Annotated in this window: 18 protein-coding genes and 3 tRNA genes; 10 read left to right on the top strand and 11 right to left on the bottom strand. The window is 69.3% G+C overall.

Going from position 1 to position 24,587, the window contains the following annotated elements; translation table 11 throughout:
- Nucleotides 1–40 precede the first annotated feature (40 nt).
- Genes CTP10_RS24005 through CTP10_RS23995 form a run of 3 tightly spaced genes read left to right on the top strand, consistent with a single transcriptional unit; the run spans nucleotide 41 to nucleotide 4,896 of the window.
- On the top strand, nucleotides 41–2,056 hold the full coding sequence (locus CTP10_RS24005) for an acetyl-CoA carboxylase biotin carboxylase subunit (protein ID WP_116322696.1): 2,016 nt from the start codon (nucleotides 41–43) through the stop codon (nucleotides 2,054–2,056).
- Complete coding sequence (locus CTP10_RS24000) at nucleotides 2,053–3,867, top strand: acyclic terpene utilization AtuA family protein (RefSeq protein ID WP_116322695.1); 1,815 nt, start codon at nucleotides 2,053–2,055, stop codon at nucleotides 3,865–3,867. Before CTP10_RS24005 ends, CTP10_RS24000 begins: the two co-directional genes overlap by 4 nt.
- 30 nt (nucleotides 3,868–3,897) lie before the next feature.
- The gene (locus CTP10_RS23995; protein WP_116322694.1) at nucleotides 3,898–4,896 is read left to right on the top strand and encodes a Bug family tripartite tricarboxylate transporter substrate binding protein; all 999 of its coding nucleotides are present in this window, start codon (nucleotides 3,898–3,900) and stop codon (nucleotides 4,894–4,896) included.
- 53 nt (nucleotides 4,897–4,949) lie between these two features.
- On the opposite strand, the gene CTP10_RS23990 is transcribed toward CTP10_RS23995, so the two are convergent.
- The 5 genes from CTP10_RS23990 to CTP10_RS23970 all read right to left on the bottom strand — a co-directional run bounded on the left by CTP10_RS23990 (nucleotide 4,950) and on the right by CTP10_RS23970 (nucleotide 10,656).
- Entirely contained in the window at nucleotides 4,950–6,101 is a 1,152-nt protein-coding gene (locus CTP10_RS23990; RefSeq protein ID WP_116322693.1) for an acyl-CoA dehydrogenase family protein, read from the bottom strand.
- A 9-nt stretch (nucleotides 6,102–6,110) separates the two neighbouring features.
- Nucleotides 6,111–6,995 carry an SDR family oxidoreductase gene (locus tag CTP10_RS23985; RefSeq protein WP_116322692.1) on the bottom strand — a complete coding sequence of 295 codons (885 nt, stop codon included), beginning with the start codon at nucleotides 6,993–6,995 and terminating at the stop codon, nucleotides 6,111–6,113.
- Nucleotides 6,996–7,015: 20 nt separating this feature from the next.
- Complete coding sequence (locus CTP10_RS23980; RefSeq protein ID WP_116322691.1) at nucleotides 7,016–8,032, bottom strand: tripartite tricarboxylate transporter substrate binding protein; 1,017 nt, start codon at nucleotides 8,030–8,032, stop codon at nucleotides 7,016–7,018.
- Nucleotides 8,029–10,191 (bottom strand): acetate--CoA ligase family protein, encoded by a 2,163-nt coding sequence (locus CTP10_RS23975; protein ID WP_116322690.1) that lies wholly within the window; start codon nucleotides 10,189–10,191, stop codon nucleotides 8,029–8,031. Before CTP10_RS23975 ends, CTP10_RS23980 begins: the two co-directional genes overlap by 4 nt.
- Before the next feature lie 225 nt (nucleotides 10,192–10,416).
- Nucleotides 10,417–10,656 (bottom strand): helix-turn-helix domain-containing protein, encoded by a 240-nt coding sequence (locus CTP10_RS23970; protein ID WP_233528351.1) that lies wholly within the window; start codon nucleotides 10,654–10,656, stop codon nucleotides 10,417–10,419.
- Between the two features lie 91 nt (nucleotides 10,657–10,747).
- On the opposite strand from CTP10_RS23970, the gene CTP10_RS23965 reads away from it, so the two are divergent.
- From CTP10_RS23965 to CTP10_RS23955, 3 genes are all read left to right on the top strand, one after another.
- A tRNA-Asn gene (locus CTP10_RS23965) sits at nucleotides 10,748–10,823 on the top strand.
- 6 nt (nucleotides 10,824–10,829) lie between these two features.
- Nucleotides 10,830–10,905: transfer RNA gene (locus CTP10_RS23960), tRNA-Gly, on the top strand.
- A 30-nt stretch (nucleotides 10,906–10,935) separates the two neighbouring features.
- A tRNA-Thr gene (locus CTP10_RS23955) sits at nucleotides 10,936–11,010 on the top strand.
- Nucleotides 11,011–11,063: 53 nt separating this feature from the next.
- On the opposite strand, the gene tolA is transcribed toward CTP10_RS23955, so the two are convergent.
- Entirely contained in the window at nucleotides 11,064–11,816 is a 753-nt protein-coding gene (tolA, locus tag CTP10_RS23950) for a cell envelope integrity protein TolA (protein ID WP_116322688.1), read from the bottom strand.
- 184 nt (nucleotides 11,817–12,000) lie between these two features.
- On the opposite strand from tolA, the gene CTP10_RS23945 reads away from it, so the two are divergent.
- Together CTP10_RS23945 and CTP10_RS23940 are read left to right on the top strand one after the other, a co-directional pair.
- Nucleotides 12,001–12,645, top strand: coding sequence for a TetR/AcrR family transcriptional regulator (locus tag CTP10_RS23945; protein ID WP_116322687.1), 645 nt, complete (start codon nucleotides 12,001–12,003; stop codon nucleotides 12,643–12,645).
- Between the two features lie 7 nt (nucleotides 12,646–12,652).
- Complete coding sequence (locus CTP10_RS23940) at nucleotides 12,653–13,762, top strand: alkene reductase (protein WP_116322686.1); 1,110 nt, start codon at nucleotides 12,653–12,655, stop codon at nucleotides 13,760–13,762.
- On the opposite strand, the gene CTP10_RS23935 is transcribed toward CTP10_RS23940, so the two are convergent.
- The 5 genes from CTP10_RS23935 to CTP10_RS23915 form a co-directional block, all read right to left on the bottom strand.
- Entirely contained in the window at nucleotides 13,744–14,157 is a 414-nt protein-coding gene (locus CTP10_RS23935; RefSeq protein ID WP_233528350.1) for a response regulator transcription factor, read from the bottom strand. The genes CTP10_RS23940 and CTP10_RS23935 overlap by 19 nt on opposite strands.
- A 43-nt stretch (nucleotides 14,158–14,200) precedes the next feature.
- On the bottom strand, nucleotides 14,201–15,832 hold the full coding sequence (locus tag CTP10_RS23930; RefSeq protein ID WP_271815709.1) for an MFS transporter: 1,632 nt from the start codon (nucleotides 15,830–15,832) through the stop codon (nucleotides 14,201–14,203).
- Nucleotides 15,833–15,837: 5 nt separating this feature from the next.
- A complete protein-coding gene (locus CTP10_RS23925) occupies nucleotides 15,838–16,296 on the bottom strand; it encodes a DoxX family protein (protein ID WP_442875133.1) in 459 nt (152 codons plus the stop codon).
- A gap of 33 nt (nucleotides 16,297–16,329) precedes the next feature.
- Complete coding sequence (locus tag CTP10_RS23920) at nucleotides 16,330–18,195, bottom strand: amidohydrolase (RefSeq protein WP_271815708.1); 1,866 nt, start codon at nucleotides 18,193–18,195, stop codon at nucleotides 16,330–16,332.
- Between the two features lie 90 nt (nucleotides 18,196–18,285).
- Complete coding sequence (locus tag CTP10_RS23915) at nucleotides 18,286–19,107, bottom strand: alpha/beta fold hydrolase (protein WP_116321733.1); 822 nt, start codon at nucleotides 19,105–19,107, stop codon at nucleotides 18,286–18,288.
- A gap of 466 nt (nucleotides 19,108–19,573) precedes the next feature.
- Between CTP10_RS23915 and CTP10_RS23910 the strand changes: the two genes are divergently transcribed.
- Nucleotides 19,574–20,233: a response regulator transcription factor gene (locus CTP10_RS23910; RefSeq protein WP_116321732.1), complete on the top strand. Its 660-nt coding sequence runs from the start codon at nucleotides 19,574–19,576 to the stop codon at nucleotides 20,231–20,233.
- Nucleotides 20,230–24,579: a trifunctional serine/threonine-protein kinase/ATP-binding protein/sensor histidine kinase gene (locus CTP10_RS23905; RefSeq protein WP_233528265.1), complete on the top strand. Its 4,350-nt coding sequence runs from the start codon at nucleotides 20,230–20,232 to the stop codon at nucleotides 24,577–24,579. The genes CTP10_RS23910 and CTP10_RS23905 overlap by 4 nt, the downstream gene beginning before the upstream one ends.
- Nucleotides 24,580–24,587 lie beyond the last annotated feature (8 nt).

The raw sequence follows: 24,587 nt of genomic DNA, 5'->3' as shown, positions 1-24,587 counted from the left end.
ACTCCGCCAGCCAATTCCCGGAAATTCACAGGATTCCCCCATGTCTGCAACCAGCCGACCCTTCCATACGCTGCTCGTCGCCAACCGCGGCGAGATCGCGGTGCGCATCATGCGCACCGCGCGCCGCCTCGGGCTGGCCACCGTGGCCGTCTACTCCGAGGCCGACCGCCACAGCCCGCACGTGGCCTTCGCGGACCGCGCGGTCTGCATCGGCGCCGCGGCGCCACGCGAGTCGTACCTGAACATCCCCGCCATCATCGAGGCCGCCCGTGCCAGCGGCGCCGACGCCATCCACCCCGGCTACGGCTTCCTGGCCGAGAACGCGGCCTTTGCCGAAGCCGTCGCGGCGGCGGGCCTTGTCTTTGTCGGCCCGCCTGCCGGGGCAATCCGCGCCATGGGCAACAAGGCCGAGGCCAAGCGCCTGATGCTGGCCGCCGACATGCCCTGCGTGCCGGGCTACCAGGGCGCGGCACAGGACGACGCCACGCTGCTGGCCGAAGCCGGTTCGATCGGTTTTCCGCTGATGGTAAAGGCCGCGGCGGGCGGCGGCGGGCGCGGCATGCGGCTGGTGCGGGAGGCAGCGGCGCTGCCCATCGCGCTGGCCAGCGCACGCTCCGAGGCCGCGGCCGCGTTCGGCTCCGACGAGCTGATCCTGGAGCGCGCCGTCATCGCGCCGCGCCACGTCGAAATCCAGGTCTTCGCCGATACGCACGGCCATGTCATCCATCTGGGCGAGCGCGACTGCTCGGTGCAGCGCCGCCACCAGAAGGTCATCGAAGAGGCCCCGTCGCCCGCCGTTGGCCCGGCGCTGCGCGCGCGCATGGGCGAGGCCGCGGTCCGCGCGGCAAAGTCGATCGGCTACGTCGGCGCCGGCACCATGGAGTTCCTGCTCGATGCCGACGGCAATTTCTACTTCATGGAGATGAACACGCGCCTGCAGGTCGAGCATGCGGTGACCGAAGCCATTACCGGTTTCGACCTGGTCGAATGGCAACTGCGCGTGGCCGCTGGTGAGCCGCTGCCGGTGACGCAGGAACAGGTGAAACTCAACGGCCATGCCATCGAGGTCCGTCTCACCGCCGAAGACGTGCCGGCCGGATTCCTGCCGCAGGGCGGCCCGCTGATGCGCTGGCGCCCGCCCGCCGCAGGCCGCGACGTGCGCGTCGACCATGCTCTGGAAGAGGGCGGCGCCATCCCGACGCACTACGACTCGATGGTGGCCAAGCTGGTCGCCCATGGCGCCGACCGCGAGGAAGCGCGCCGCAAGCTGCTGCGCGCGGTCGAAGACTGCGCGCTGCTGGGCGTGCCGAGCAACCAGGGGTTCCTTGCCGACTGCCTCGCGCATCCGGCCTTCGCGGGCAATGACGTGCACACCGGATTCGTCGATGCGCACATGCAGGGCGCGCTGCAGGCGCCGCAGCCGCCGCTGCACGTGATGGCCAGCGCCGCGCTGGCCGCGTCGGGGCTGCTTGGCGACAACGGCAAGCCGGCCACGCTCGCACGTGCCGCGGCCAGCGTGGTGCTGTACGCGGCCGGCACGGCGTGGGAAGCCACCTTGCGCGTCGCTGCCGAAGGCTGGCGCGTGATGCTGCGCCAGCGCGAAAGTGACCAACTGCCCGGCCAGCAGCCGGTCGCCTGCGCGCTGCGCGTGCTGCGCGCCGACGGCGACAGCGGCACGGCCCTGGTCGAGTGCGACGGCGTGGCCTATCCGCTGGTGTTCGCCGCCGACAAGCAGGTGCTGCACCTGTTCCAGGCCGGCCGCGCCTGGCAATTCCCGCTGCACGACCCGCGCCGCCGCCGCGATGCCGGTGAAGCCGACGGGGTCCTGCAGGCACCGCTGACGGCGCGTATCGTCGCGGTCCATGTGGCCGAGGGCGAGCGCGTGGAAGCCGGCCAGCCGCTGGTCGTGCTGGAAGCCATGAAGATGGAGCACACCATTGCCGCGCCGTTTGCCGGCGTGGTCGCTGAACTGCCCGCGCGCGCAGGCGGCCAGGCCAGCGCCGGTTCGCTGCTGGCGCGCGTCGATGCCGATGTTGCGGCGAAGGAGCCGGCATGAGCGAACTGACAAATACCGAAGCCGCGGAGGCACGCACCGGCAAGACCGTGCGCATCGGTGGCGCGTCCGGCTTCTGGGGCGATTCCGCTATCGCCACGCCGCAACTGCTGGCCGTTCCAGGCCTGCAGTACCTGGTCTACGACTACCTGGCCGAGACCACCATGTCGATCCTGGCGCGCGCCCGCGCCAGGGACCCGGCGCTGGGCTACGCCACCGATTTCGTGCAGGCGGCGATGGGGCCCAACCTTGCCGGGATCCTGCAGCGCGGCGTCCGGGTAGTTGCCAACGCCGGCGGGCTCAACCCGGAAGCCTGCCGCGACGCGCTGCTCAAGATCGCCGCGCAGCAGGGCCTGAAGCCGCGCATCGCCGTGGTCACCGGCGACGACGTGCAGCCCCGCTTTGCGCAATGGTGCGCCGACGGGCTGACCGACCTGGCCGGCGACGCCGTGCCGACCACCGAACCGTGGTCGGCCAACGCCTACACCGGCGCGCAGTGCATTGCCCGCGCGCTGGCGCTGGGCGCCGACATCGTCATCGCCGGCCGTTGCGTCGACAGCGCCGTGGTGGTCGGGGTGCTGGCGCACGAATTCGGCTGGGACTGGACCGACTGGGACCGCCTTGCCGCCGGCACGCTCGCGGGCCATGTGATCGAATGCGGCGCGCAGGCCACCGGCGGATTGTTTACCGACTGGGAGCGCGTGCCCGGCTGGGATCGGATGGGTTACCCGGTGATCGACTGCGCGCACGACGGCAGCTTCATGCTGAGCAAGCCGGAAGGCACCGGCGGGCTGGTCGACCCCGCCGCGGTCGCCGAGCAGGTGCTGTACGAGGTGGGCGACCCCGCCAACTACCTGATGCCGGACGTGACCTGCGACTTCCGCATGGTCCGCACCAAGCTGGTCGAACCCGGCCGCGTGCGCGTGGATGGCGCACGCGGCCGGGCGCCCGGCACCCACTACAAGGGCAACGCCACCTGGCAGGACGGCTTCCAGATCAGCCTGATGATGGCAATCCGCGGCATCGACGCCCCGGCCAAGGCCCGCCGCACCGCCGACGCGCTGCTGGCGCGCACCCGCGCCATGCTGGCCGAACGCGGCATGCCTGACTACACCGAGACTGTGGTGGAGTTGCTGGGCTGTGAATCGCAATACGGCGCCCATGCGCGGGAGCTGCCAACGCGCGAGGTGGTGCTGCGCATCGGCGCGCGCCACCCGCTGGCGCGGGGCCTGAGCTTCCTGCAGCGCGAATGCTCGTCGGCGGGAACGTCGATGGCGGCCGGCACGCGCTCGTCCTTTGCCGGGCGTGTCGATATCCAGCCGGTGGTGAAAGTGTTTTCGTTCCTCGTGCCCAAGGCGGACGTGCCGATGCGGGTGGAATTCGAGGGGGGCGTGATCATGCTGCCCGATGCTGCAACCAGCGCCGCACCGGAGGCGCCCGCCGTGGTTAGCGGCCCGGCACTGTCGCCGGTACCCGACGAGCCGCGCGTGCGACTGCCGCTGGTCGCGCTGGCCTACGCCCGCAGCGGCGACAAGGGCGACGACGAGAACATCGGCGTGATTGCGCGCAAGCCGGAATACCTGGCGTTGCTGCGTGAACAACTGACGCCGCAGGCCGTGCGCGCGTACTTTGCCCACCTGGTGGAGGGCGAGGTCGAGCGCTTCGACGTGCCCGGCCTGCATGCGCTGAACTTCCTGATGCATGGCGCGCTGGGCGGCGGCGGCGTGGCCAGCCTGCGCTCCGACCCGCTGGGCAAGAGCTACGCGCAGATGCTGCTCGATTTCCCGCTTTCCGTACCGCGCAGCTGGGCATAGACCCGGCCACCCCTGACAAGGAGGAGACACATGACCCGATCCAAGCGCAACGCGCACGTACGCCGCCTGCTGACGCTGAGCCTGCTCGCCGGCAGCCTTGCCGGCGCCATTCCGGCACTGGCGCAGGGCGACGCCTATCCGAACCGGCCGGTCCGCGTGGTGGTGCCGTATACGCCCGGCGGCGTGTCCGACGCCGTGACGCGGCTGGTCATGCAGAAGCTGTCCGAGCGCATCGGCCAGCCGGTGGTGGTGGAAAACCGTGGCGGCGCCAACGGCATGATCGGCTCGGAGAACGTCGCCAGATCCGCGCCGGACGGCTACTCGCTGCTGGTCGTGGTCGCCGCCCACGCCATCAACCCGAGCCTGTACGCCAGGATGAGCTATGACCCGGTCAAGGACCTGACCGGCGTCAGCATGATCGGCCGGATCCCGCTGCTGCTGGTCGGCAGCGCGCAACTGCCGCCGACCAGCGTCAGGGAGCTGGTGGGCTGGGGCAAGGCGAACCCGGACAAGATGACCTTTGCGTCTAGTGGCACCGGCTCCGGCGCGCACCTGGCGGGCGAGTTGTTCGCGCAGGCGGTCGGCATGAAGATGACGCACGTGCCATACAAGGGCATCTCGCCGGCGTTGCCCGACCTGTTCTCAGGGCAGGTTGCGGTGATCTTCGATTCGGTGCAGACCATGATGCCGCAGGTGAAGGCAGGCAAGGTGCGCGCGCTGGCGATCACCAGCCCGACGCGCTGGCCGGCCGCGCCGGAGGTGCCGACCATGGCCGAAGCCGGCTTCCCGGCGGTGACGGCGGGCAGCTGGATCGGCCTGCTGGCGCCGGCGAAGACGCCGCCGGCGGTGCTGGCGAAGCTGTCGGCCGACATGGACGCCGTGCTGCACCAGCCCGACGTGCGCGCGCGGCTGATCGACTATGGCATCGATCCGGTCGGCGGCAAGCCCGATCAGTTCCAGGCCTTTATCAGGACGGAAGCGGTGCGCTGGGGCGAGGTGGTGAGGAAGAGCGGTGTGAAGCTGGAATAAGCAGGACTTGCCCGGGGAAAGCGCCCGCAGCGGAAGCCGCGGGCGCTTGGCGCTTACAGCCCCAGTTGCTTTGCCGCCAGGTCCTTCATGATTTCCTCGGCGCCGCCGCCGATCATCATCACCTTGACTTCGCGATACAGCCGCTCTACGCGGCTGCCGCGCATATAGCCCATCCCCCCCAGCAATTGCACCGCGCGGTCCGCGCAGAACTGGAAGGTCCGCGTGGCCATGTTCTTGGCCATCGCGATCTGCGCCACCGGTGCGGCGCCGTCGTCCAGGCGCGCGGCCAGGTCGTCGAGCAGGGTGCGCGTGGATTCGATGCGCGTAGCCATGTCGACCAGCTGGTGGCGCACCACCTGGTGGTCGGCCAGCCGCTTGCCGAAGGTATGGCGCTCGCGTGCCCACGCCAGCGCGTCGTGGAAGCACACCTGGGCATAGCCGCAGGCCGCCGCCGCCAGCGCCAGGCGCTCGTGGTTGAAGTTGCGGGTGATCGCGGCAAAGCCCCTGCCTTCCTCGCCGACCAGGTTTGCCACCGGCACGCGGCAGTCCTCGAAGAACAGTTGCGCGGTGTCGGACGCCCACCAGCCCATTTTCTTCAGCGGCGTGCGGCTCAGGCCCGGCGTGTCCCCCTCGATCAGCAGCAGCGAGACACCGCTTGTGCCCGGGCCGCCGGTGCGCACGGCCACGGTGAAGTAGTCGGCGCGCATGCCGGAGGTGATATAGAGCTTGGTACCGTTGACGACGTAGTGATCGCCTTCGCGGCGCGCGCTGGTCGACAGCCGGGCCACGTCGGAGCCGGCGTCGGGCTCGGTGATCGCCAGCGCAGAGATCTTCTCGCCCGACAGGATCTGCGGCAGCACGCGCGCCTTCAGCGCCTCGCTGCCCACCGCGGCGATCGGCGGCGCGCCGATGGTGTGCGAGAACAGCCCCGAGGCGATCCCGCCCGAGCCGCCCCAGGCGCGCTCCTCGAATAGGATCATGCGGTAGAAGGCGTCGCATGGCGCGCCGCCGTACTCCTCGGGAAAACCGGGCGCCAGCAGGCCGGCTTGCGCCGCCTTGCGGTACAGCTCGCGCGGGAAGCTGCCGGCTTCGTCCCAGGCCTCGGCGTTGGGCGCGACTTCCTTTTCGAAGAAGCGCCGCACGCTGGCGCGGAACGCTTCATGGTCCGCGCTGTAGTAGCGCGGGTTGGGCGGTTGCAGGGTCATGGTGTTCGCTTACTCGTTGGACGGCGTCAGGCATTGCGGCAGCGTGTAGAGCGGGAAGCCGTTGTATGGCTGCGAGCGCTGGTGCTGTGGCTGCGGCCAGGTGTGCTTGGCATTGGGCACGCCGCCGTCGACGCGCAGGGTCGAGCCGGTAATGAAGGCCGCCGCCGGAGACAGCAGGAACACCACCGCCGCGGAAACCTCGGCCTCGGTGCCCAGGCGCTGCAACGGCACCTTGCGGGCCAGCTGGCGGATCTTGGCCTGGAATTCGGATGGATAGGTGTCAAAGCCGCTGGAGGCGATCCAGCCCGGCGCCACGGCGTTGACGCGCACGCCTGCGGCGGCCCATTCGCACGCCGCCGTCTCGGTGAACGACAGCATGCCGGCACGCGCCGCGCCGGAATGGCCCATGCCCGGCATGCCGTTCCACATGTCGGCGATGATGTTGACGATGGCGCCACCGTTGGCTTCCATCCATTGCGTGAAGCATTCGCGCGCCACCAGGAAGCCGCCGGTCAGGTTGTTGCGCACCACCGCTTCCCAGCCCTTCAGGCTGATGTCGCGCAGTGGCGACGGGAACTGCCCCCCGGCGTTGTTGAAGATGCCATCGATGCTGCCGTGAGCCGCCAGCACCGCGGCCACGGTCTCGCGCACCTGCGCCTCGTCGCGGATGTCGCAGCTGTGCAGCGTCAGCCGGTCTGCGGCGTCTGGCTCGGCGTCGATGATTTCCTCGCGGACCTGTTCCAGCTTTTCCAGCTTGCGGCCGGCCAGCGCCACGCGCGCGCCCAGGCTGGCCAGTTCATGCGCGGTGCAGCGGCCAATGCCGCTGCCGGCGCCAGTGACCAGCACGGTACGGCCGGCGAACAGGCCGGTGTGGAAGACGGATCGATATTGCATGCGGGCTCCGAAATCAGGCGTCAGGGGTTGGCAGTCAGGCCCAGGCGCTTGACCAGCTTGCCCTGGCTTTCATAGCGCTGGCGCGCGAAGGCGGCGTAGTCGGCGCTGTTCAGGTAGGCGTTCTCCTGGTCGAGCCGCTCCAGCAGCTTCTGCATCGCCGGCTCGTTGAGCGCCTTGCGGAAGGCGTCGTGCAGCAGCTGCACGGCCTGCGCGTCCATGTCGCGCGGGCCGGCGATGCCGAAGGGCGAGGTGGACACGATGTCGATGCCGACATCGCGCAGCGTCGGCACGCGCGGCCAGCGGCGCGAGTGTTCGGCCGTCCAGAGCACCAGCCAGCGCGCCCTGGCGCTGTCGACATAGGGGCCGATGCCGCCGGCCGTGACGCCCAGGTCGATATGCCCGCCCATCAGCGCGGCGATGATCTCGGACTCGCCTTTGTAGGGCACATGGTTGAACTGGACGCCGAGCTTCTGCCCGATCTCTTCCATGGTCACGTGCATGGTGCCGTTGGTGCCGGTGCTGCCGTAGCTGATCTTGCCCGGACGGCGCCGCGCATCGTCAATCATTTCCTGCCACGATTTCCACGGCGCGTCGGCGCGCGCCGCCACGCCCAGCGTGTAACCGGTCAGGTGGATCACATAGGTGAAATCGCGCAGCGGGTCGTATTGCGTCTTTTGCAGGTGCGGCAGCCGGAACACCGGCTCCGGGATCACCGTCAGGGTGTAGCCGTCGGGTTTGGCGCGCGCGACCACGTTGGCGCCCAGCACGCCGGCTGCGCCGGGCTTGTTCTCCACGACGACCGGCTGGCCCAGCGTCTTGCCGGCGCTGTCGGCCAGCGTGCGCACCAGCGTATCGGTGGCGCCGCCGGCCGCGAACGGCACGATCAGCGTGACCGGCCGCGCGGGGAAATCAGCCGCCCGCGCGGCGCCGGAGGTCAGCATACCCAGCGTGCCCAGCGTGCCCAGCGGCGCCAGCGCGCCCAGGCCCAGCAGCCCCAGCGTGTCGCGGCGGCGGGTGTCGATGGTGTCGTCTCTCATTGCCGCTCTCCGTCGTGGTTCGGTTGCTGCGTCAGCACCAGCGCGTCAAGCGCGACCGCGCCGCGGCCAGCCTCGCGCACCAGCAGGGGGTTCACTTCCAGTTCAGCGAGCGAGTCGCCGAGCGCCATTGCGGCGTCGGAAAGCGCGGCGATGGCGTCCGCGGCCGCGTCGATATCGGCTGGGGGCTTGCCGCGGAAGCCGGTCATCAGCCGGTAGCCGCGCAGGCTGGCAAGCATCTCGCGGGCCATGGCGCGGTCTACCGGCAGCAAGCGGTGCGCGACGTCGTGGAAGACTTCGGTAAAGATCCCGCCCAGGCCGACCGTCATGGCCGGGCCGAACACCGGGTCGCGCGTCACGCCGACGATCAGCTCGCAGACGCCGCTGGCCATCTGCTGCACCAGCACGCCGCGCTGGCGTGCCTGCGGCCTGGCGTGCGCCGCGGCGGCGACCACTTCGGCGGCGGCGTCCTGCACCTGCTGCGCGTCGCGCAGTCCCAGTTGCACGCCGCCGACTTCGGTCTTGTGGGCGATGTCGGGGCTGAGCACCTTGACCGCCACCGGGAAGCCGAGGCTCTCGGCGGCGCGCGCGGCATCGGCGGGAGTGGCTGCGACCGCTTCCAAGCCTGTCGGCACGCCGAAGCCGGCCAGCCAGTGCTTGGCCTGGTACTCGTCCATGGCGGCGCCGGGCGCGTCGCTGGCCGGCGCGTGGCCGGCGGCCTGCGCACGCAACGCCATCCAATGCGCGGTCGGGGCCCGCGTGCCCAGCCAACCGACGTACGTGCCCAGGGCCTTGGCCGCACGCGCCACATCCGGGAACAGCGCCACGCCGGCCGCGGCCAGCCGGGCGCGGCTGGCCGGCTCGCCGGTGGTGGCGACGACGATCAGCCGGCCGGTCTTGCCCGCCACGTCGATCAGTTCGTCCGCCACGCGGTCGAGCAGGTAGGCGGTCGCGTACAGGAAGATCACGTCGACGCCGTCGACCGCCGCCAGGTTGTCGAGCACGGCATAGGCAAGGCCGCTGCGGTTGAACAGCTGGCCGGTCAGGTCGACCGGATTCGCCGCCGAGCCGATCTCCGGTACGGCGGCCTGCAGGCGCTGCTGCACCGGCTCGGCCAGGCACGGCACGTCCAGTCCGGCGGCACTGAGCAGGTCGGCGGACAGCGCACCCATCGCACCCGACACCGACGCCACCACCACGCGGCGGCCCGCGCTGCGCTGGCGGAAGCCCGACAGGTAGGCCAGGTCGGTCAGGTGGGTGGGATCGGTCGCCTGCATCGCGCCGACCTGGGCGAAGGCGGCGCGGTAGATGGCCTGGTTGCCGGCCAGCACGGCCGTGTGCGACTGCGTGGCCGCCGAACCGGCCTCGCTTTCGCCGGCCTTGAGCACGACCAGTGGCTTGTCCGCCGCGCGCAGCCGCGCCGCGGCGTCGATAAAGCGCGGGCCGCTGCGCAGGCCCTCCACGTAGCCGACCACGGCGCCGGTCCGGGCGTCGTCGGCCAGGTAGTCGAGGTAGTCGGCGTAGTCCAGGCAGGCTTCGTTGCCGGTATTGATGAACTGGTGGAAGCCCACGTCCATCTGCCGGCCGGTGGCATAGACGATGGCGCAGACATTGCCGCTCTGCGTCAGCAGGCTGACGGCGCCGGGGCCGTCCTGCGGCGGGTAGGCGCGGAAGGTGGTGGCAAAGGCGGTGATGGCGCGCGTGGTCAGGTTGGCCAGCCCCATGCAGTTGGGCCCGGCGATGGCCATGCCGCTTTCGCGCGCGAAGGCGGCCAGCGCGGCCTGGCGCGCGACACCGGCCTCTCCGGCCTCGGCAAAACCCGACGCATAGAGGATGGCGGCCCGGATGCCGCGGACATGGCAGCGCTGCAGCTGCGGGAGCACTTCGTCGGCGCCAAGCGCCAGCACCGCCACGTCCGGCACCGCCGGCAGGGACTCTACATCGGGATAGCAGGCCAGCCCGGCGATCTCCGCATAGCGCGGATTGACCGGATAAACCTGCCCCTGGTAGCCGAGGCGCTGCAGGTGGTCCAGCGCCACGCCGCCGATGCGGCTGGTATCGCGCGAGGCGCCGATGATGGCGATCGAGGCGGGCTCAAGCAGCTGCGCCAGTGCGGTGCGATCGGCGCGTACCGGTGGCCGCGCCGTGTTGGGAATAGGCATCTTTGTCTCCATCCTTCCTCTGCCGGAAGGGTGACCCGATTCAAGCGTATCGGGTCCGCGGGGACAAGGGCGCCGGCGTCAGTTGTGCACATTATGCACAGCCGACGGGCTGGGGGCTTCGGCTTCGGCTTGCGGTGCGGCGGCGACTTCGTCGAAAAACCGGACTGCGTTCTTTCATGCCGGCAGGGGCAACATCGGCCTTCTCACGCGCGCTGACGACGAGGCTTACGGACCGCGCCGGGCATTCATGGAATGCGTCCGCCTGGCGGGCGAACCGTCAGGCGACCACGCGGTCGGCCTGATGCCCTTGGGCTCCCGTTCGAACAATGGGACGCCGAGGTCGTCCTCCAGTTCAGCCAGCCACTTCGACAGGGCGGACTGGGTCATGTCGAGGTTCGCTGCGGTCCGGCTCAGGTTCCGGATGCGGTGCAGTTCGACAAGGACGTGCAGTTGCCGGATGCGCAATCGCTGTGTCCATCGCATAGTTTTCGCTACCCCCTTACACAATGCGTCAAAGTTGTTGTAGAATCCGCGCTTCGCTGAAAACGCGATGAATTCCCCGATAGCTCAGTCGGTAGAGCGACGGACTGTTAATCCGCAGGTCCCTGGTTCGAGCCCAGGTCGGGGAGCCAAAGTACGCGGGAGTAGCTCAGTTGGTAGAGCGCAACCTTGCCAAGGTTGAGGTCGCGAGTTCGAGACTCGTCTCCCGCTCCAAATCCTTCCGGTTTTCGCCGGAGCGTGTATGCCCATGTGGCTCAGTGGTAGAGCACTCCCTTGGTAAGGGAGAGGTCGGCAGTTCGATCCTGCCCATGGGCACCACCCCCTCTTGTTTCCCCTTCTGTTTTTCCCTTTCGTTGCGCACGGCGCCGCGGCTAGCCGCCCTGGTCCTTGGGCCAGAACGTGATGTTGATGTTAGAGGGCGCGACACCGTTCTCGTCGCGCGGCAGCGGGTCCGAGCGCGCAACGGCGCGCAGCACGGCGTTGTCCCAGCCGGCGTTGCCGCTTGACTTGGCCAGCCGCGTCGACAGCACCGACCCGTCCGGCGCCATATGCACCGCCACCACCGCCGCCGGATTGCCGGGGACATCCTCGTTGAAGATGATGTTTGGCTTGACCCGCTGCCGGACCCGCTCGGCATAGCCGGACGAAGGCCGTGCGGACGTGCCCGAACCCGTTCCCGCGTTGGCGTGGCCTGCCTGGGCCTGCAGGCGCGCGAGTTCGCCCTGGCGCCGCGTGCTGTCGGCCTGGCGTTGTTCTTCCTGTGCCTTGCGTTGTGCCTCCTTGCGGGCCGCATCGGCGCGGGCCTGATTTTCACGCTGGCGTGCCTGCTGGGCGTCGTCGCGGGCGGCACGTTCGGCCTTGCGCTGCTTTTCCTGCAGGGAGATATCGGCGTCTTCCTCGACCGGCTTTGGCGTCGGCGCCGGCTTGACCGCGGGCGGGGGCATGACGATTTCGGGCACGGCTTCCCACAATTCGGCTGTCACACCCTCGGGCACTGCGTTGCGCCAGCGCACGCCGTAGTAGAGCAGGGCACCCAGCAACAGGTGCATCAGCAGGGCCAGCACGAAGCAGCGCGTGGTGCCCCGTTCCGGCACCGGCTGGTAGGGATAAGCGACAGCTTGCATGGCGGTTGCTGCGGCGGGATCCGGGCCGCTTTTTCCAAGAGGCAACTTCATTCTATGAAGTGCGGCCTGCCGAACCAAGGTAGAGGGAACAGCATCTTCACCAGACAGACTGCATTTTGGGTGGCGAATTCGCCGCTTTTCTGGTGTTTGACTTTTTAAGACGACTGGTCATATTATTCATCCCATGGCCCGCACCGCAGACAAGACCGACATCCCGAACCGCCTGACCAAGGCGGGGCGCGAACTGTTTTCGCGCCATGGCTACAACGCCACCGGCATCCAGCAGATCACCGACCATGCCGGCGTGCCGAAAGGGTCGTTCTACAACCATTTCGACAGCAAGGAAGCGTTCGCCGCGGCGATCATCGCGCAGTACGCGGCGTACCTGCAGCGGTCGTGGGAAGCCATGATGGAAGCGGCACCCCCGCAGCCGATGGCGGCAATCCGCTATGTGTTCGACCAGATGGTTGCCCACCATGAATCCAGGACGGAGCGGGCCGGCTGCCTGGTCGGCAACTTCGCGGCGGAGATCGCCTCGTCGAGCGAGACCTGCCGTGCCGCGCTGCAGGCCGCGCAACTGGCCTGGCGCGAGCGCCTGGCCGGGATGATTGCCGAAGCCCAGGCGGACGGCGCCATCCGCACGGATATCGCGGCCGCCGAACTGTCCGGCCTGGCCTGGGATACCTGGGAAGGCGCCTTGCTGCGCATGAAGCTCGAACGCTCGGTCGAGCCGCTGCGCCGCAGCGTCGACCTGATGTTCAACCACCTGTTCCAGCCGGCCGCTGCTGCTGATGCTGCTGCGGCCGGCCATTCACCAACCTCGGAGTAAGCGATTCATGGGTGCACAGAACGAAGCCTTTCTCGCAGATGCGCTGTTCCAGCCGGCCAGGCTGGGCAAGCTCGAACTCGCCAACCGCATGGCCATGGCACCGCTCACGCGCAGCCGCGCCGACGACGACCTGGTGCCGACCGACATGGTGGTCGAGTACTACAGCCAGCGCGCCAGCGTGGGCCTGATCATCGCCGAGGCCACGCAGGTCTCGACCACGGCCCAGGGCTACACCAATACGCCGGGCGTCTACACGCCCGAGCAGATTGCAGCGTGGAAGCAGGTGACCGACGCGGTGCACGCGAAGGGCGGCAGGATCTTCCTGCAGATCTGGCACACCGGACGCATGTCGCACACGCATTTCCAGCCGGACAACCAGGCGCCGGTGGCACCGTCGGCCATCGCGGCCAATGCCAAGACCTTTATCAATGGCCAGGGCTACGTCGAATGCTCGTTGCCCCGCGCGCTGGAGGCGAGCGAGATCGCCGGCATCGTCGATGACTTCCGCACCGCCGCGGCCAACGCCGTCCGTGCCGGCTTCGACGGCGTGGAAGTCCATGGCGCCCACGGCTACCTGCTCGACGCCTTCCTGCGCGACGGCACCAACAAGCGCACCGACGCCTATGGCGGCAGCATCGAAAACCGCGCGCGCTTCCTGCTCGAAGTCATGGCCGCGGTGATCGCGGAGATCGGTGCCGAACGCGTCGGCGTGCGCCTGGCGCCGGTGTCGCCGGTCAACGACGCGCTGGAAAGCAACCCGCAGCCGCTGTTCGAGCATGTCGTGCGCGAACTGGAAAAGCTGCACCCGGTGTATATCCACGTCGTGGAAGGCCACACCGGCGGCCCGCGCGACAACGTGCCGTTCGACTACGAAGCGCTGCACCGCCTGTACAGCGGCGTGTGGATGGTCAACAACGGCTATTCGAAGGAGATGGCCGAGGAGGCCATCCGCAGCGGCCGCGCCGACATGGTGTCGTTCGGCCGCAAGATGATCACCAACCCCGACCTGCCGCGCCGCTTCCGCGAGAACCAGCCGCTGAACAAGCCGTTCGAGGACGCTTCGCTCTATGGCGGAAGCGGCCCGCATGGCTACGTCGACTATCCGGCGCTGGCCTGATCCGGCCCGGGGCGTAATGATCCCCGGTGCATCGCCAGCGCACGCTCGATGCACCGGAGTACCTCGGTATCGTCAAACGGCTTGCTGAGGAAGCAGGCCGCCCCCACGGCCTGCGCGCGCCGCGCAAGGTCCTGCAGGTCGTACGCCGTCATGAAGATGACCGGCATGCGCAACCCGCGCCCACGCAGCGCTTCGCACAGTGCGAAGCCATTCATGCCGGGCATCTGCACATCCGTGATCACGCAGTCGATGCAGTCGATCGATGACGACTGCAGCAGCGCCGGCCCACCCGCGTACAACTCCACCGCCATGTCGAAGGCGCGCACCAGCCCGCCCATTGCATGCCGCACGGCAGCGTCGTCGTCGACGATGGCAATGACCGGGATGGCATTCACACGGATTCCCTGAGGCAGGCGCGTGACAACAAGAGCATGGGAATCAGTGGCGCGCCGCAGGAGCCGGCGGCAATCCGACGCCCAGCAGGTGCCGCACGCGCGGCGGCTTGTCGCCGACATGGAAGCGCGTCACCTCGCGCTGCAGGTCGGCATCGGCGTGGGGCACGCGCTCGTGCTGGCGCAAATGCTCGGCCCATGATTCGACCAGGAACCACTCCGTCAGCAACTCCGGGTCGGCCGGGTCTTCCATCACGCCCCAGTCGAAGGCCCCGTCGCGCAGCCGTTCTTCGGAAAGCTGGTGCACCGCGCGCAGGAAGGCGTCGCGGTCGGGCGCACGCACGCAGTATTCGATCAGGATCATGACCGGGCCGCGGTCATGCGCGATAGCCGCGGCGCCTTCGGGTTCGGGCCAGTGCCGTGCCGGTCCCAGGTCATCTTCGCCGCGGGGCAGGCGCAGCCGGTGCAGCAGCAGCGCTGCCACCAGCATGCCTGCCGCGGCCACCAGCAGCCCGCCGGGCGTCCCCAGTGCCTGCGCGACAAGGCCCCACACCAGGCTGCCCGCCGCCATCGCGCCGTTGAACACCATCTGGTAGACCGCCAGCGCGCGCCCGCGCACCCAGTTGGGCAGGATCGCCTGCGCCACGCCGCCCAAAGTCGTCAGCGCGATGATCCATGCCGCACCCAGGAACAGCAGCAGCAACAGCGCGATCCAGACCGGCGGCGCCACGCATAGCCCGGCCATCACCACCGCGGTCGCGCAGGCAGAGAGCAACATCAGCCCGTCCGCGTCCAGGCGCCGCTGCAGCCGCGGCATGACCAGTGCACCGAGGATCGCGCCCAGCCCGACCGCGCCCAGCAGCACGCCATAGAGGCTGGCGCCGCCTTTCAGCAGTTGCCTGGCCACCAGCGGCAACAGCGCCCAGATGCTGCTGCCAAAGGCAAAGTGCACTGCGGCCCGCGCCAGCACGACATGCAGCTTGCTGTGGGCGCGGGTAAAGCGCAGCCCGGCGCGGAACGCACCGAGGAAATGCTCGCGCAGCGGGTCGGCGGCGCGTGCCGGGCGTTTCCACCACAGCAGCGCGGCGACCACGAAGACATAGCTGAGCAGGTCCATGCCATAGGTAACGGCCGCGCCGAACGCCGCCAGCAGCAGGCCGCCCGCGGCCGGGCCGATCGCGCGGGCGATGTTGACACCCAGCGCATTGAGCGCAACCGCGCGCTTGAGTTCCTGCTGCGGCACCAGTTCGGGCACGATCGACTGCCAGGTCGGCCCCATCAGCGCCGCACCGATGCCGCCAAGGAACGCCATGGCGATCAGGATCTCGATCGTCAGCGCATTGCGCCAGGCCAGCATCATCAGCGTGCCGCTGACCAGCGCCAGCCCGACCTGGATCGCGATCAGGAAGCGGCGCCGGTCGAGGATGTCGGACAGCACGCCGGCCGGGATCGCCAGCAGGAACACCGGCAGCGTTGCCGCGGCCTGGATCGTCGCGACCGCGGCCGGCGACGACGACAGGTCGGTGACCAGCCAGGCGCTGGCCACGTCGCGCATAAAGCTGCCGACGTTGCCGAGGATGGTCGCCGCCCACAGCACGGCAAACGTGGCCTGCGCCAGCGGCGCGAAGGTGCCGCCATCGGCGGGGCGGGAAGGGGAGTGCGTTGCTTGCTCTGCCATCTTGGTCAGCCGTGCCGGGTTGCGCGCTCGCGCAGGTCGTGCCAGGCCACCAGCAGGAAGCCGCCGGCCAGGCCCAGGTGTTCGAAGAACGCGTTGGTCATCATGAAGCGGGCTTCTGGCGGCGCTTCCCAGAAGCGGTTTGCGATGAAGGTCGCGCCGGCCGTGAACGCCGCCAGCGCCAGCGCGCCCAGCCAGCGCCGCCAGCCCAGCAGGATCATGGCGCACGCGCCCAGCTCGAGCACGATGGTGGCGATTGCCAGCGGCACCGGCGGGTTCAGCCCGAAGTGCCGCATCTCGGCCACCGCGCCGGGAAAGTCGGCCAGCTTGAACAGGCCGCCCTGCAGGTAGGCCGCGCACAGCAGCAGCAGGCCTACCCAGCGCAGCCAGCGCAGCCAGCGCATCCAGCGCGGCAGCCCGGCGGCACTGGCTGGCACCAGGGGAAGGGAAGTCATCGGTTCAGGCATGGCCGGTCTCGGTTGGCTGCGGTCGGCAGCAGGTCAGAACGCCCAGCAGGAACAGCCCAGCGCGCCCCAGAACGTGCTCTCGTCCGAGGTCGGCACGCCCGAGGTCCAGGCTTTGGCATGCGCGTGGCCGTGGACACCGCACGAACTCGCGCACCCGCACGCCGTGTTCAGCGCCAGCTTGCGCGCTTCCGGCCGCGGCTGGTAGCCGCCGACGTGCCGCACCGGCGACCAGTCCGGCATGGCGGGAGGCAGCGCGGGCGACAGCTTGCTGAAGTCCGAATCGCCATAGACCACCTTGCCGCCGAGGATGGTCAGCACCGAGGTGATGTCCTGGATCTCGTCGCCGGGCACGCTGAAGTAGTCAGAGGACAGCACCGCCAGGTCGGCGAGCTGGCCGGCCTTGATCTGGCCCTTCTTGCCGACTTCCGAGGAGAACCACGTGTTCGCCTCGGTCCACAGCCGCAGCGCGGTCTCGCGGTCGAGCAGGTTGGCCTGCGGGTACATCGCCATGCCGCCCACGGTCTTGCCGGTGGTGAGCCAGTACAGCGAAACCCACGGGTTGTACGAGGCCACGCGCGTGGCATCGGTGCCGGCGCCGACCTTGACGCCTTTTTCCAGCATCTTCTTCACCGGCGGCGTGGCCTCGGCGGCGCGTGCGCCGTAGCGCTCGACAAAGTACTCGCCCTGGTAGGCCATGCGGTGCTGCACGGCGATGCCGCCGCCGAGCGCGGCGATGCGGTCGATATTGCGGTCGGAGATGGTCTCGGCGTGGTCGAAGAACCAGTTCAGGCCGTCGAAGGGAATGTCCTTGGCCACCTTCTCATAGACATCGAGCGCGCGGGAGATGGTCTGGTCATAGGTGGCATGCAGCCGCCACGGCCAGCGCTTCTCCGCCAGCAGGCGGATCACGGGCTCCAGGTCAGCTTCCATCGACGGCGCCATGTCGGGGCGCTCGACGCGGAAGTCCTCGAAGTCGGCCGCGGTGTAGACCAGCATCTCGCCCGCGCCGTTGTGGCGGTAGAGGTCGTCGCCCTGGCCCGGCTTGACCTTGGCGGTCCAGGTCTTGAAGTCGTTCAGTTCTTCCCTGGGCTTCTGCGTGAACAGGTTGTACGCCAGCCGCACCGTCAGCTGCCCGTCCTTGTGCAGCTCCTCGATGATGCTGTAGTCCTCGGGATAGTTCTGGTATCCGCCGCCCGCATCGATCACGCCGGTCACGCCGAGCCGGTTGACCTCGCGCATGAAATGGCGCGTCGAGTTCTTCTGGTACTCGGGCGGCAGCTTGGGGCCCTTGGCCAGCGTCGCATACAGGATGGTGGCGTTCGGCTTGGCCAGCAGCAGCCCGATGGGGTTGCCGCGCGCATCGCGCACGATCTCGCCGCCCGGCGGGTTGGGCGTGTCTTTGGTATAGCCTACCGCGCGCAGCGCCGCGCCGTTGAGGATGGCGCGGTCGTACAGGTGCAGGATGAACACCGGGGTATCGGGCGCCACCGCGTTCAGTTCGTCGATGGTCGGCAGCCGCTTCTCGGCGAACTGGTGCTCGGTAAAGCCGCCGACCACGCGCACCCACTGCGGTGCCGGCGTGCGCGCGACCTGGTCCTTCAGCATGCGCATGGCGTCAGCCAGCGAGCGCACGCCGTCCCAGCGCAGCTCCATGTTGTAGTTCAGGCCGCCGCGGATGATGTGCATGTGGCTGTCGATCAGCCCGGGGATGGCCCGCCGGCCGTTCAGGTCCACCACCTGCGTCTGCGCGCCGGCCAGCTTCATCACGTCCTGGCGCGTGCCGACGGCCACGAAGCGCCCGTCGCGGACGGCCACGGCGTCCGCCTGCGGGTTGGACTTGTCGAGCGTGGTGAACTTGCCGTTGACGAGGATGAGGCTGGGTGCGGTGCCGGGCTGCATGCCGAAGATATCCTGAGATGCGGCCGCGCCAAGCGCGGCCGCGGTGCCAATGAATTGCCGGCGGGTAACCGTTCTCAACGACATCGTTGCTCAGCCCTTCACGAAGGCGAGCAGGTCGGCATTGACCTGGTCGGCATTGACCACGCACATGCCGTGCGACGCGCCGGGGTAGACCTTGAGCGTCGCACCCTTGACCAGTTCGGCGGCGCGCCTGGCCGAGGCGTCGATCGGCACGATCTGGTCGTCGTCGCCATGCAGGATCAGCGTGGGCACGTCGATCTTCTTCAGGTCTTCGGTGTAGTCGACTTCAGAGAATTCGCGGATGCAGGCGTACTGCCCGACAATGCCGCCGGCCATGCCCTGCGCCCAGAAGGCATCGATGGTGCCCTGCGAGACCTTGGCGCCCGGACGGTTGAAGCCGAAGAACGGCAGCGCCAGGTCCTGGTAGAACTGCGAGCGGTTATCGGCCACGCCTTTGCGGATGCCGTCGAACACGTCCAGCGGCAGGCCGCCCGGGTTGGCGTCGGTCTTGAGCATCAGCGGCGGCACCGCGCCGATCAGCACTGCCTTCGCCACGCGCCCGGTGCCGTGGCGGCCGAGGTAGTGCGTCACCTCGCCGCCACCGGTGGAGTGGCCGACCAGCACCGCATCGCGCAGGTCCAGCGCCTCGATCAGCGCGGCGAGGTCGTCCGCGTAGGTGTCCATGTCGTTGCCCTGCGCGGGCTGGTCCGAGCGGCCGTGCCCGCGGCGGTCATGGGCGATCACGCGGAAGCCCTGGCGCTCGAAGAACAGCATCTGCGCGTCCCATGCATCGGCATTCAGTGGCCAGCCATGCGAAAACACGACCGGCTGGCCCGCGCCCCAGTCCTTGTAGAAGATGCGGGTACCGTCTTGGGTGGTGATGGTTTTCATCGATCAATCCCTCCTGGAATCGGGAAGCAGGATGAAGGCACCTCGCGGGTGCCGGGGGAGCCGGCTTGCGTGCCGCCGGGGTGGCCGCTGTTTTGCGGGGTCAGGACTTCGACCGGCGGACGGCACGGCAGCGCAGCCCGGATAGAAGACTAGACGGCAAGCGCAGGGATCGCCATTGCATGATGGTATTAGTCGGCCCGGGCACGATTGCACCGGCCGATTGCACCGGCTTGCACCGGCTTGCACCGGCTTGCACCGGCTTGCACCGGCTTGCACCGGCTTGCACCGGCAGGTTGCACCGGAATCGGGCGCACGGTTCGGCACCGGCGCGCGTCGGACTAACACAATGGTATGAGTGACCTGTACATCTCCCCCTTGCTGGAATGTCGGTCGTTGCCGATGGCGGTCTGCTGGTTATAATCCGCTGCTCGTGCGACCACGCACGCATGCACTGGAGATCAGACCCGTGACATCCCAAAGCCTGGAGCCTGCCGACGACAGTGCCTGCGATGACGCGACCGTACTGGTCGTCGACGACGATGCCGGCGTGCGCCATGCGCTGGGCAACCTGTTCCGCTCGGTCGGCCTGGACGCGGTGCTGTTCGCGTCCGCCGCCGAACTGCTCGCCTTTCGCTTGCCGGATACGCCATGCTGCCTGCTACTCGATGTCAGGCTGCGCGGCCCCAGCGGCCTGGACCTGCAGGGCCGGCTGGCGCAAATGGGCGTGCCGCTGCCCATCATCTTCATGACGGGCTATGGCGACATCGCCATGAGCGTGGCCGCGATGAAGGCGGGCGCCGTGGACTTCATTCCCAAGCCGTACCGCGACCAGGACCTGCTCGACGCCGTGGGCGCCGCGCTGGCCAAGGACCGCCTGCGCCGCGAAGGCGCGCGCAAGGCTGACGCCTTGCGCATCAACTACGAGGCCCTTTCGCCGCGTGAGGCCGAGGTCATAGGCCTGGCGGTGTCGGGCCTGCTGAACAAGCAGATCGCGGCGGAGATCGGCATCAGCGAGGTGACGGTCAAGATCCATCGTGGCCACGCCATGCGCAAGATGAAGGCGCGCACCTTTGCCGAGCTGGTGCTGATGGCACAGCAACTCGGCCTCTGCCAGGTCGGGCAGTGACGGACAAGCCAGCGCTGCAAGCGCCAGTGCGCCTGGTCGGGCGCGCCCGCGAGATGGCGCTGCTGACCGACGCGCTGGGCCGCGTGTGCCAGGGCGGCAAATCCGAGCTGGTGCTGATCGCCGGCGCCGCCGGCACCGGCAAGTCCTTGCTGGCCAGCGAATTCTCGCGCCAGGCCGCCGCGCAGACCGGCGCCCGCATTGCCGCCGGCAAGAGCGACCAGCTCCAGCTCGATATACCGTACGCGCCAGTGGCGCAGGCTATCCACGCGCTCACGCTCGGCTTGCTGGACGCGCCGCCGGCCACGCTGGCGCCGATGCGCGAGCGCTGGCTCGGCGCGCTGGCGGGGCAGGGCAAGGCGGTGGCCGAACTCGTGCCCGAGGTCGAGCATGTGCTGGGCCGCACCACGCCGCTGGCCAACGTGCCCGCGCAGCAGGCGCAGGCCCGCGCGCAGGCTGCGCTGCTGGCGACCTTTGCCGCCTTTGCCGCACCGGGCATGCCGCTGGTCTTGTTCCTCGATGACCTGCAATGGGCCGATGCCTTTACCATCGCGCTGCTGGAGGCCTTCACCGTGCAGCGTCCCGGCGGCATCCTGCTGGTCGCCGCGTACCGGGACCACGGCCAGGACGTCGAGCAGCGCTTCTCGTGGCTGCTGCATGCCAACCGCAGCGGCGCGCTGGCGGTCACGCGCATCGCCGTCAGGCCGCTGGCACCCGATGACCTGGCCAAACTGGTCGGCGCAGCGCTCGATGAGCCGCCCACGCGCATCGCTGCGCTGGCGCACGCCGTGCACGACAGGACCGCGGGCAACCCGTTCTTTTCCTACCAGTTGTTGCGCACACTGGTCGACGACGGCGTGCTGACCCGCCGTGCCGGCGGCGCCGGCTGGGACTGGCGCGCGGACGAGGTCGACGACCAGCACTACACCGGCAACGTCGTCGACCTGATGATCCGCCGCTTTGCCAGGCTGCCCCGCGCCGGCACCGAACTGCTGCAGCAGCTGGCCTGCGTCGGGCTGCGCGGCGATGCCGGCCTGCTGGCCCGCGTGGCCAGTATCAGTGCCGCACAGCTGGCCAGCCAGCTGCAGCCGTTCGTCGAGGCCGGCTTGCTGGTGCAGGTGCCGAGCGGCTACGCGTTCCAGCATGACCGCGTGCTGGAATCCGCGTACTCGATGATCGAGCCGCATGCGCGCCCGGCCGAGCACGCGCGCATCGCGCAGATCATGATCGAACACTGGCGAGGCGATCTGGCGGACCATGCGTTCGAGATCTGCAACCAGATCGAGCGCGTGGCCGTCCGCGCCAATCATGCGTTGCCGGTACCGCAGCGCGAAGCCTTCGTCGAGGTGCTGCTGGTGGCGGGGCGGCGCGCCTGGCGCTCGGGCGCCATCGGCCAGGCGCTGCACTACACGGACACGGCTCAGGCGCTGATGCTGCCAGGTTGGTGGGAAACGCACTATGCGCTGGCTTATGCCGTTAACCTGCTGCGTTGCGAATGCCTGCTGGCACAGGCCCGGGTGGAAGCGGCCTCGGACGGGATCGACGCGCTGTTGGCGCGCGCGCAAAACGCGCTGGACCAGGCCGCTGTGTACCGTCTCCGGGCGAGCCTGCAGACCGTGCGCTCGGACTACGAAGGCGCGATCAACGCCGCCTTGTCCGGGCTGGCGCTGCTCGATGTGCACCTGGAGCGCGCGCCGTCGGCGCAGCGCATGCGCGACGCCTGTGACGCCGTGCGCGCCGTGCTGGGCACGCGCCCGATCGCCAGCCTGGCGGCGCTGCCCGCCACCGAAGACCCGCGCATCCACGCCGTGATGGGGCTGCTGTCGACGCTGATTTCTTCGCTGTTCGTGCGCGATGGCATCAGCTTCCTGCATGTGGCAAAGATGGTCGAGCTGACGCTCAATCACGGCGCCACGCCGGAGTCTCCGTACGGGCTGTCATGGTATGGCGTGTTTATCGCCAGCCTGTACGAGGCGTATGAGGACGGGCTCGCCTACGGGCAGGCGGCGATGGCGCTGATCGACCACCACGGCTATGAAGCGGGACGCATCGCAACGCTGGTCGCGGTGGACCAGGTCAGCGCCTGGACGCGTCCGCTGTCCTATGCCCTTGGCCATGCGCAGCAAGCCGTGACGCTGGGCCGGGCTTCCGGCGATATCGGCATGGCCTGCTATGCCTGCAACCATATCGCCTCCGACCTGCTGGTCATGGGCGAGCAGTTGTGCCTGGTGGCGGAAGAAATCGCGCGCGGCCTGGCCCTGACGCGCCAGGTCCAGTACCGGGACATCGAGCTGATCCTGCATTCGCAGCTGCATTTCGTGCAGCGGCTGCGCGTGGGCGATGAACGTGGGGAGAGCGGCAGGGGGGGCGGCAGCGGGGACGGCAGCGGGGACGGCAAGGCGGGCGGCGAGGGCGGGTGGCAGGAGGAAGTCGCGCACTGCGGGACCGCCGCGCAGCGGCTGGCACGCAGCAACTCGCTGCCGACGCGCTTCTGGATCTACCTGTACGACGGCATGGCCGCGGCGTTCCTCGGGCAGTGGGCGCAGGCGGTGCACAGCCTGCGCCACGCCGAGACGCTGATCTGGTCCGCGCCCGCGCATATCAACGTGGCCGACTGCCGCCTGTTCCTCAGCATTGCGCTGGCGCACGCGCAGGCACCGCAGGCCGCCGCCGGCATCGCGGCACACCGCGCCTGCTTCGCGCGCTGGGCCGCACTCAATCCGCTGACGTTCCGCAGCAAGCTGTTGCTGGTCGATGCCGCGCTGGCACAGGCGGATGGCGATCCGCTGCGCGCGCTGGCCTGCTACGAGCAGTCGGCGGAGGCGGCCGCCGCGGCGGGCTTCGTGCATGAGCAGGCGCTGGCGCACGAACTGGCCGGCATGCTGTGCGCAGGGCACGGCCTGCATACGGGGGCCCGGCAGCACCTGCGGCTGGCGCGCGCGTGCTACCAGCGCTGGGGCGCCGATCACAAGGCAACGCTGCTGGCCGCGCAATATCCGCAGCTCGACGCGACAGGGGCCGGCGACACGCTGTACGCGCCGCCAGCCGTCGGCTGGGAACTTGGCAGGCAGGCGGCGCGTGCCTTGTCCAGCGAGATCGTGATGGATCGCCTGGTCGAAAGCCTGCTGAGCACCGTAATCCTGCACGCGGGTGCCCGCTACGGCCTGCTGGTGCTGATGCGGGACGGCGAGCCGATGATCGAGGCCTCGGGCCGCGTGCTCGACGGCAAGGTGACGGTGGCACTTGGTTCGGCGCCACCCACCGAGCATGCGCTGCCGCTGGGGGTGCTCAACAGCGTGCTGCGTACGCGCCAGACGCTGGTGCTCGCCGACGCCATGGTCGACGCCCCGTCGATCCGCACCAAGGCAGCCATTGCCACCGGGGTGCGCTCGGTACTGTGCCTGCCGCTGGTGCGCGGCGACAGCCTGATCGGCGCGGTCTACCTGGAGAACAACAACGCCCCCGGCGTGTTTGGCGCCAACCACGTCGCCGAACTGGAAATGCTGGCGCCGCAGGTCGCGCTCTCGCTGGAAACGGCGCGGCTGTATGAGCAGCTGATCGGCGAGAACAACCGCCGCGTGGCCGCCGAGATCAGCCTGCGCGATGCGCGCGCCGAACTGGCCCGCACCTCGCACCTCACCGTGATGGGAACGCTGGCAGCGTCGATCGGCCATGAAGTCAACCAGCCGCTGACGGCCATTGTCGCGACCGTCGATGCCAGCGTGCGCTGGCTGAAGCGGCCGCAGCCGGAACTCGGCGAGGCGCTGGAGGGCTTTGCCTTTATCCGCCAGCACGCGCTGCGCGCCGCCGACATCGTGCGCGCACTGCGCGCACTGGCGCGGCAGACTCCCGCGGTGCTCGCGGCGCTGTCGCCGGACGAGGTACTGCGCGAGGTGCTGGTCATGGTGCGGCCCGAGCTGGACGCGCACAACGTCAGGGCGGTGACCCGGCTGGCGGCAGGCGCCGCGCAGGTCGAAGCGGACCGCGTGCAGCTCCAGCAAGTGGTGCTCAACCTGGTCACCAACGCGCTCGACGCCATGGCCGGCACACCGGTCGAACAGCGCGAGCTGCTGGTGGCTTCCTGCCGCGAGCAGGACGACGTGGTGGTCAGCGTGCAGGATCACGGGACCGGCATTGGCGAAGACGTGCTGCCGCGGGTCTTCGACGCCTTTTTCACCACCAAGGTCGACGGCATGGGGATGGGGCTCGCGATCTGCCGCTCGATCGTCGAGGCGCACGGCGGTACGCTGGTGGCCAGGCGCCGCCGCAGTGGCGGCAGCGAATTCATGTTCCGGCTGCCGGTGTTTCACCCGGCAGGCGCAGGATCTGCAGCAACGCACGAGCCCTGACGGGCCCG

The organism is Cupriavidus sp. P-10 (assembly GCF_003402535.2).
Taxonomy (GTDB): Bacteria; Pseudomonadota; Gammaproteobacteria; order Burkholderiales; family Burkholderiaceae; genus Cupriavidus.
Note: the sequence above shows the minus strand (reverse complement) of the source record. Positions and strands in the feature narration are given on the sequence as shown.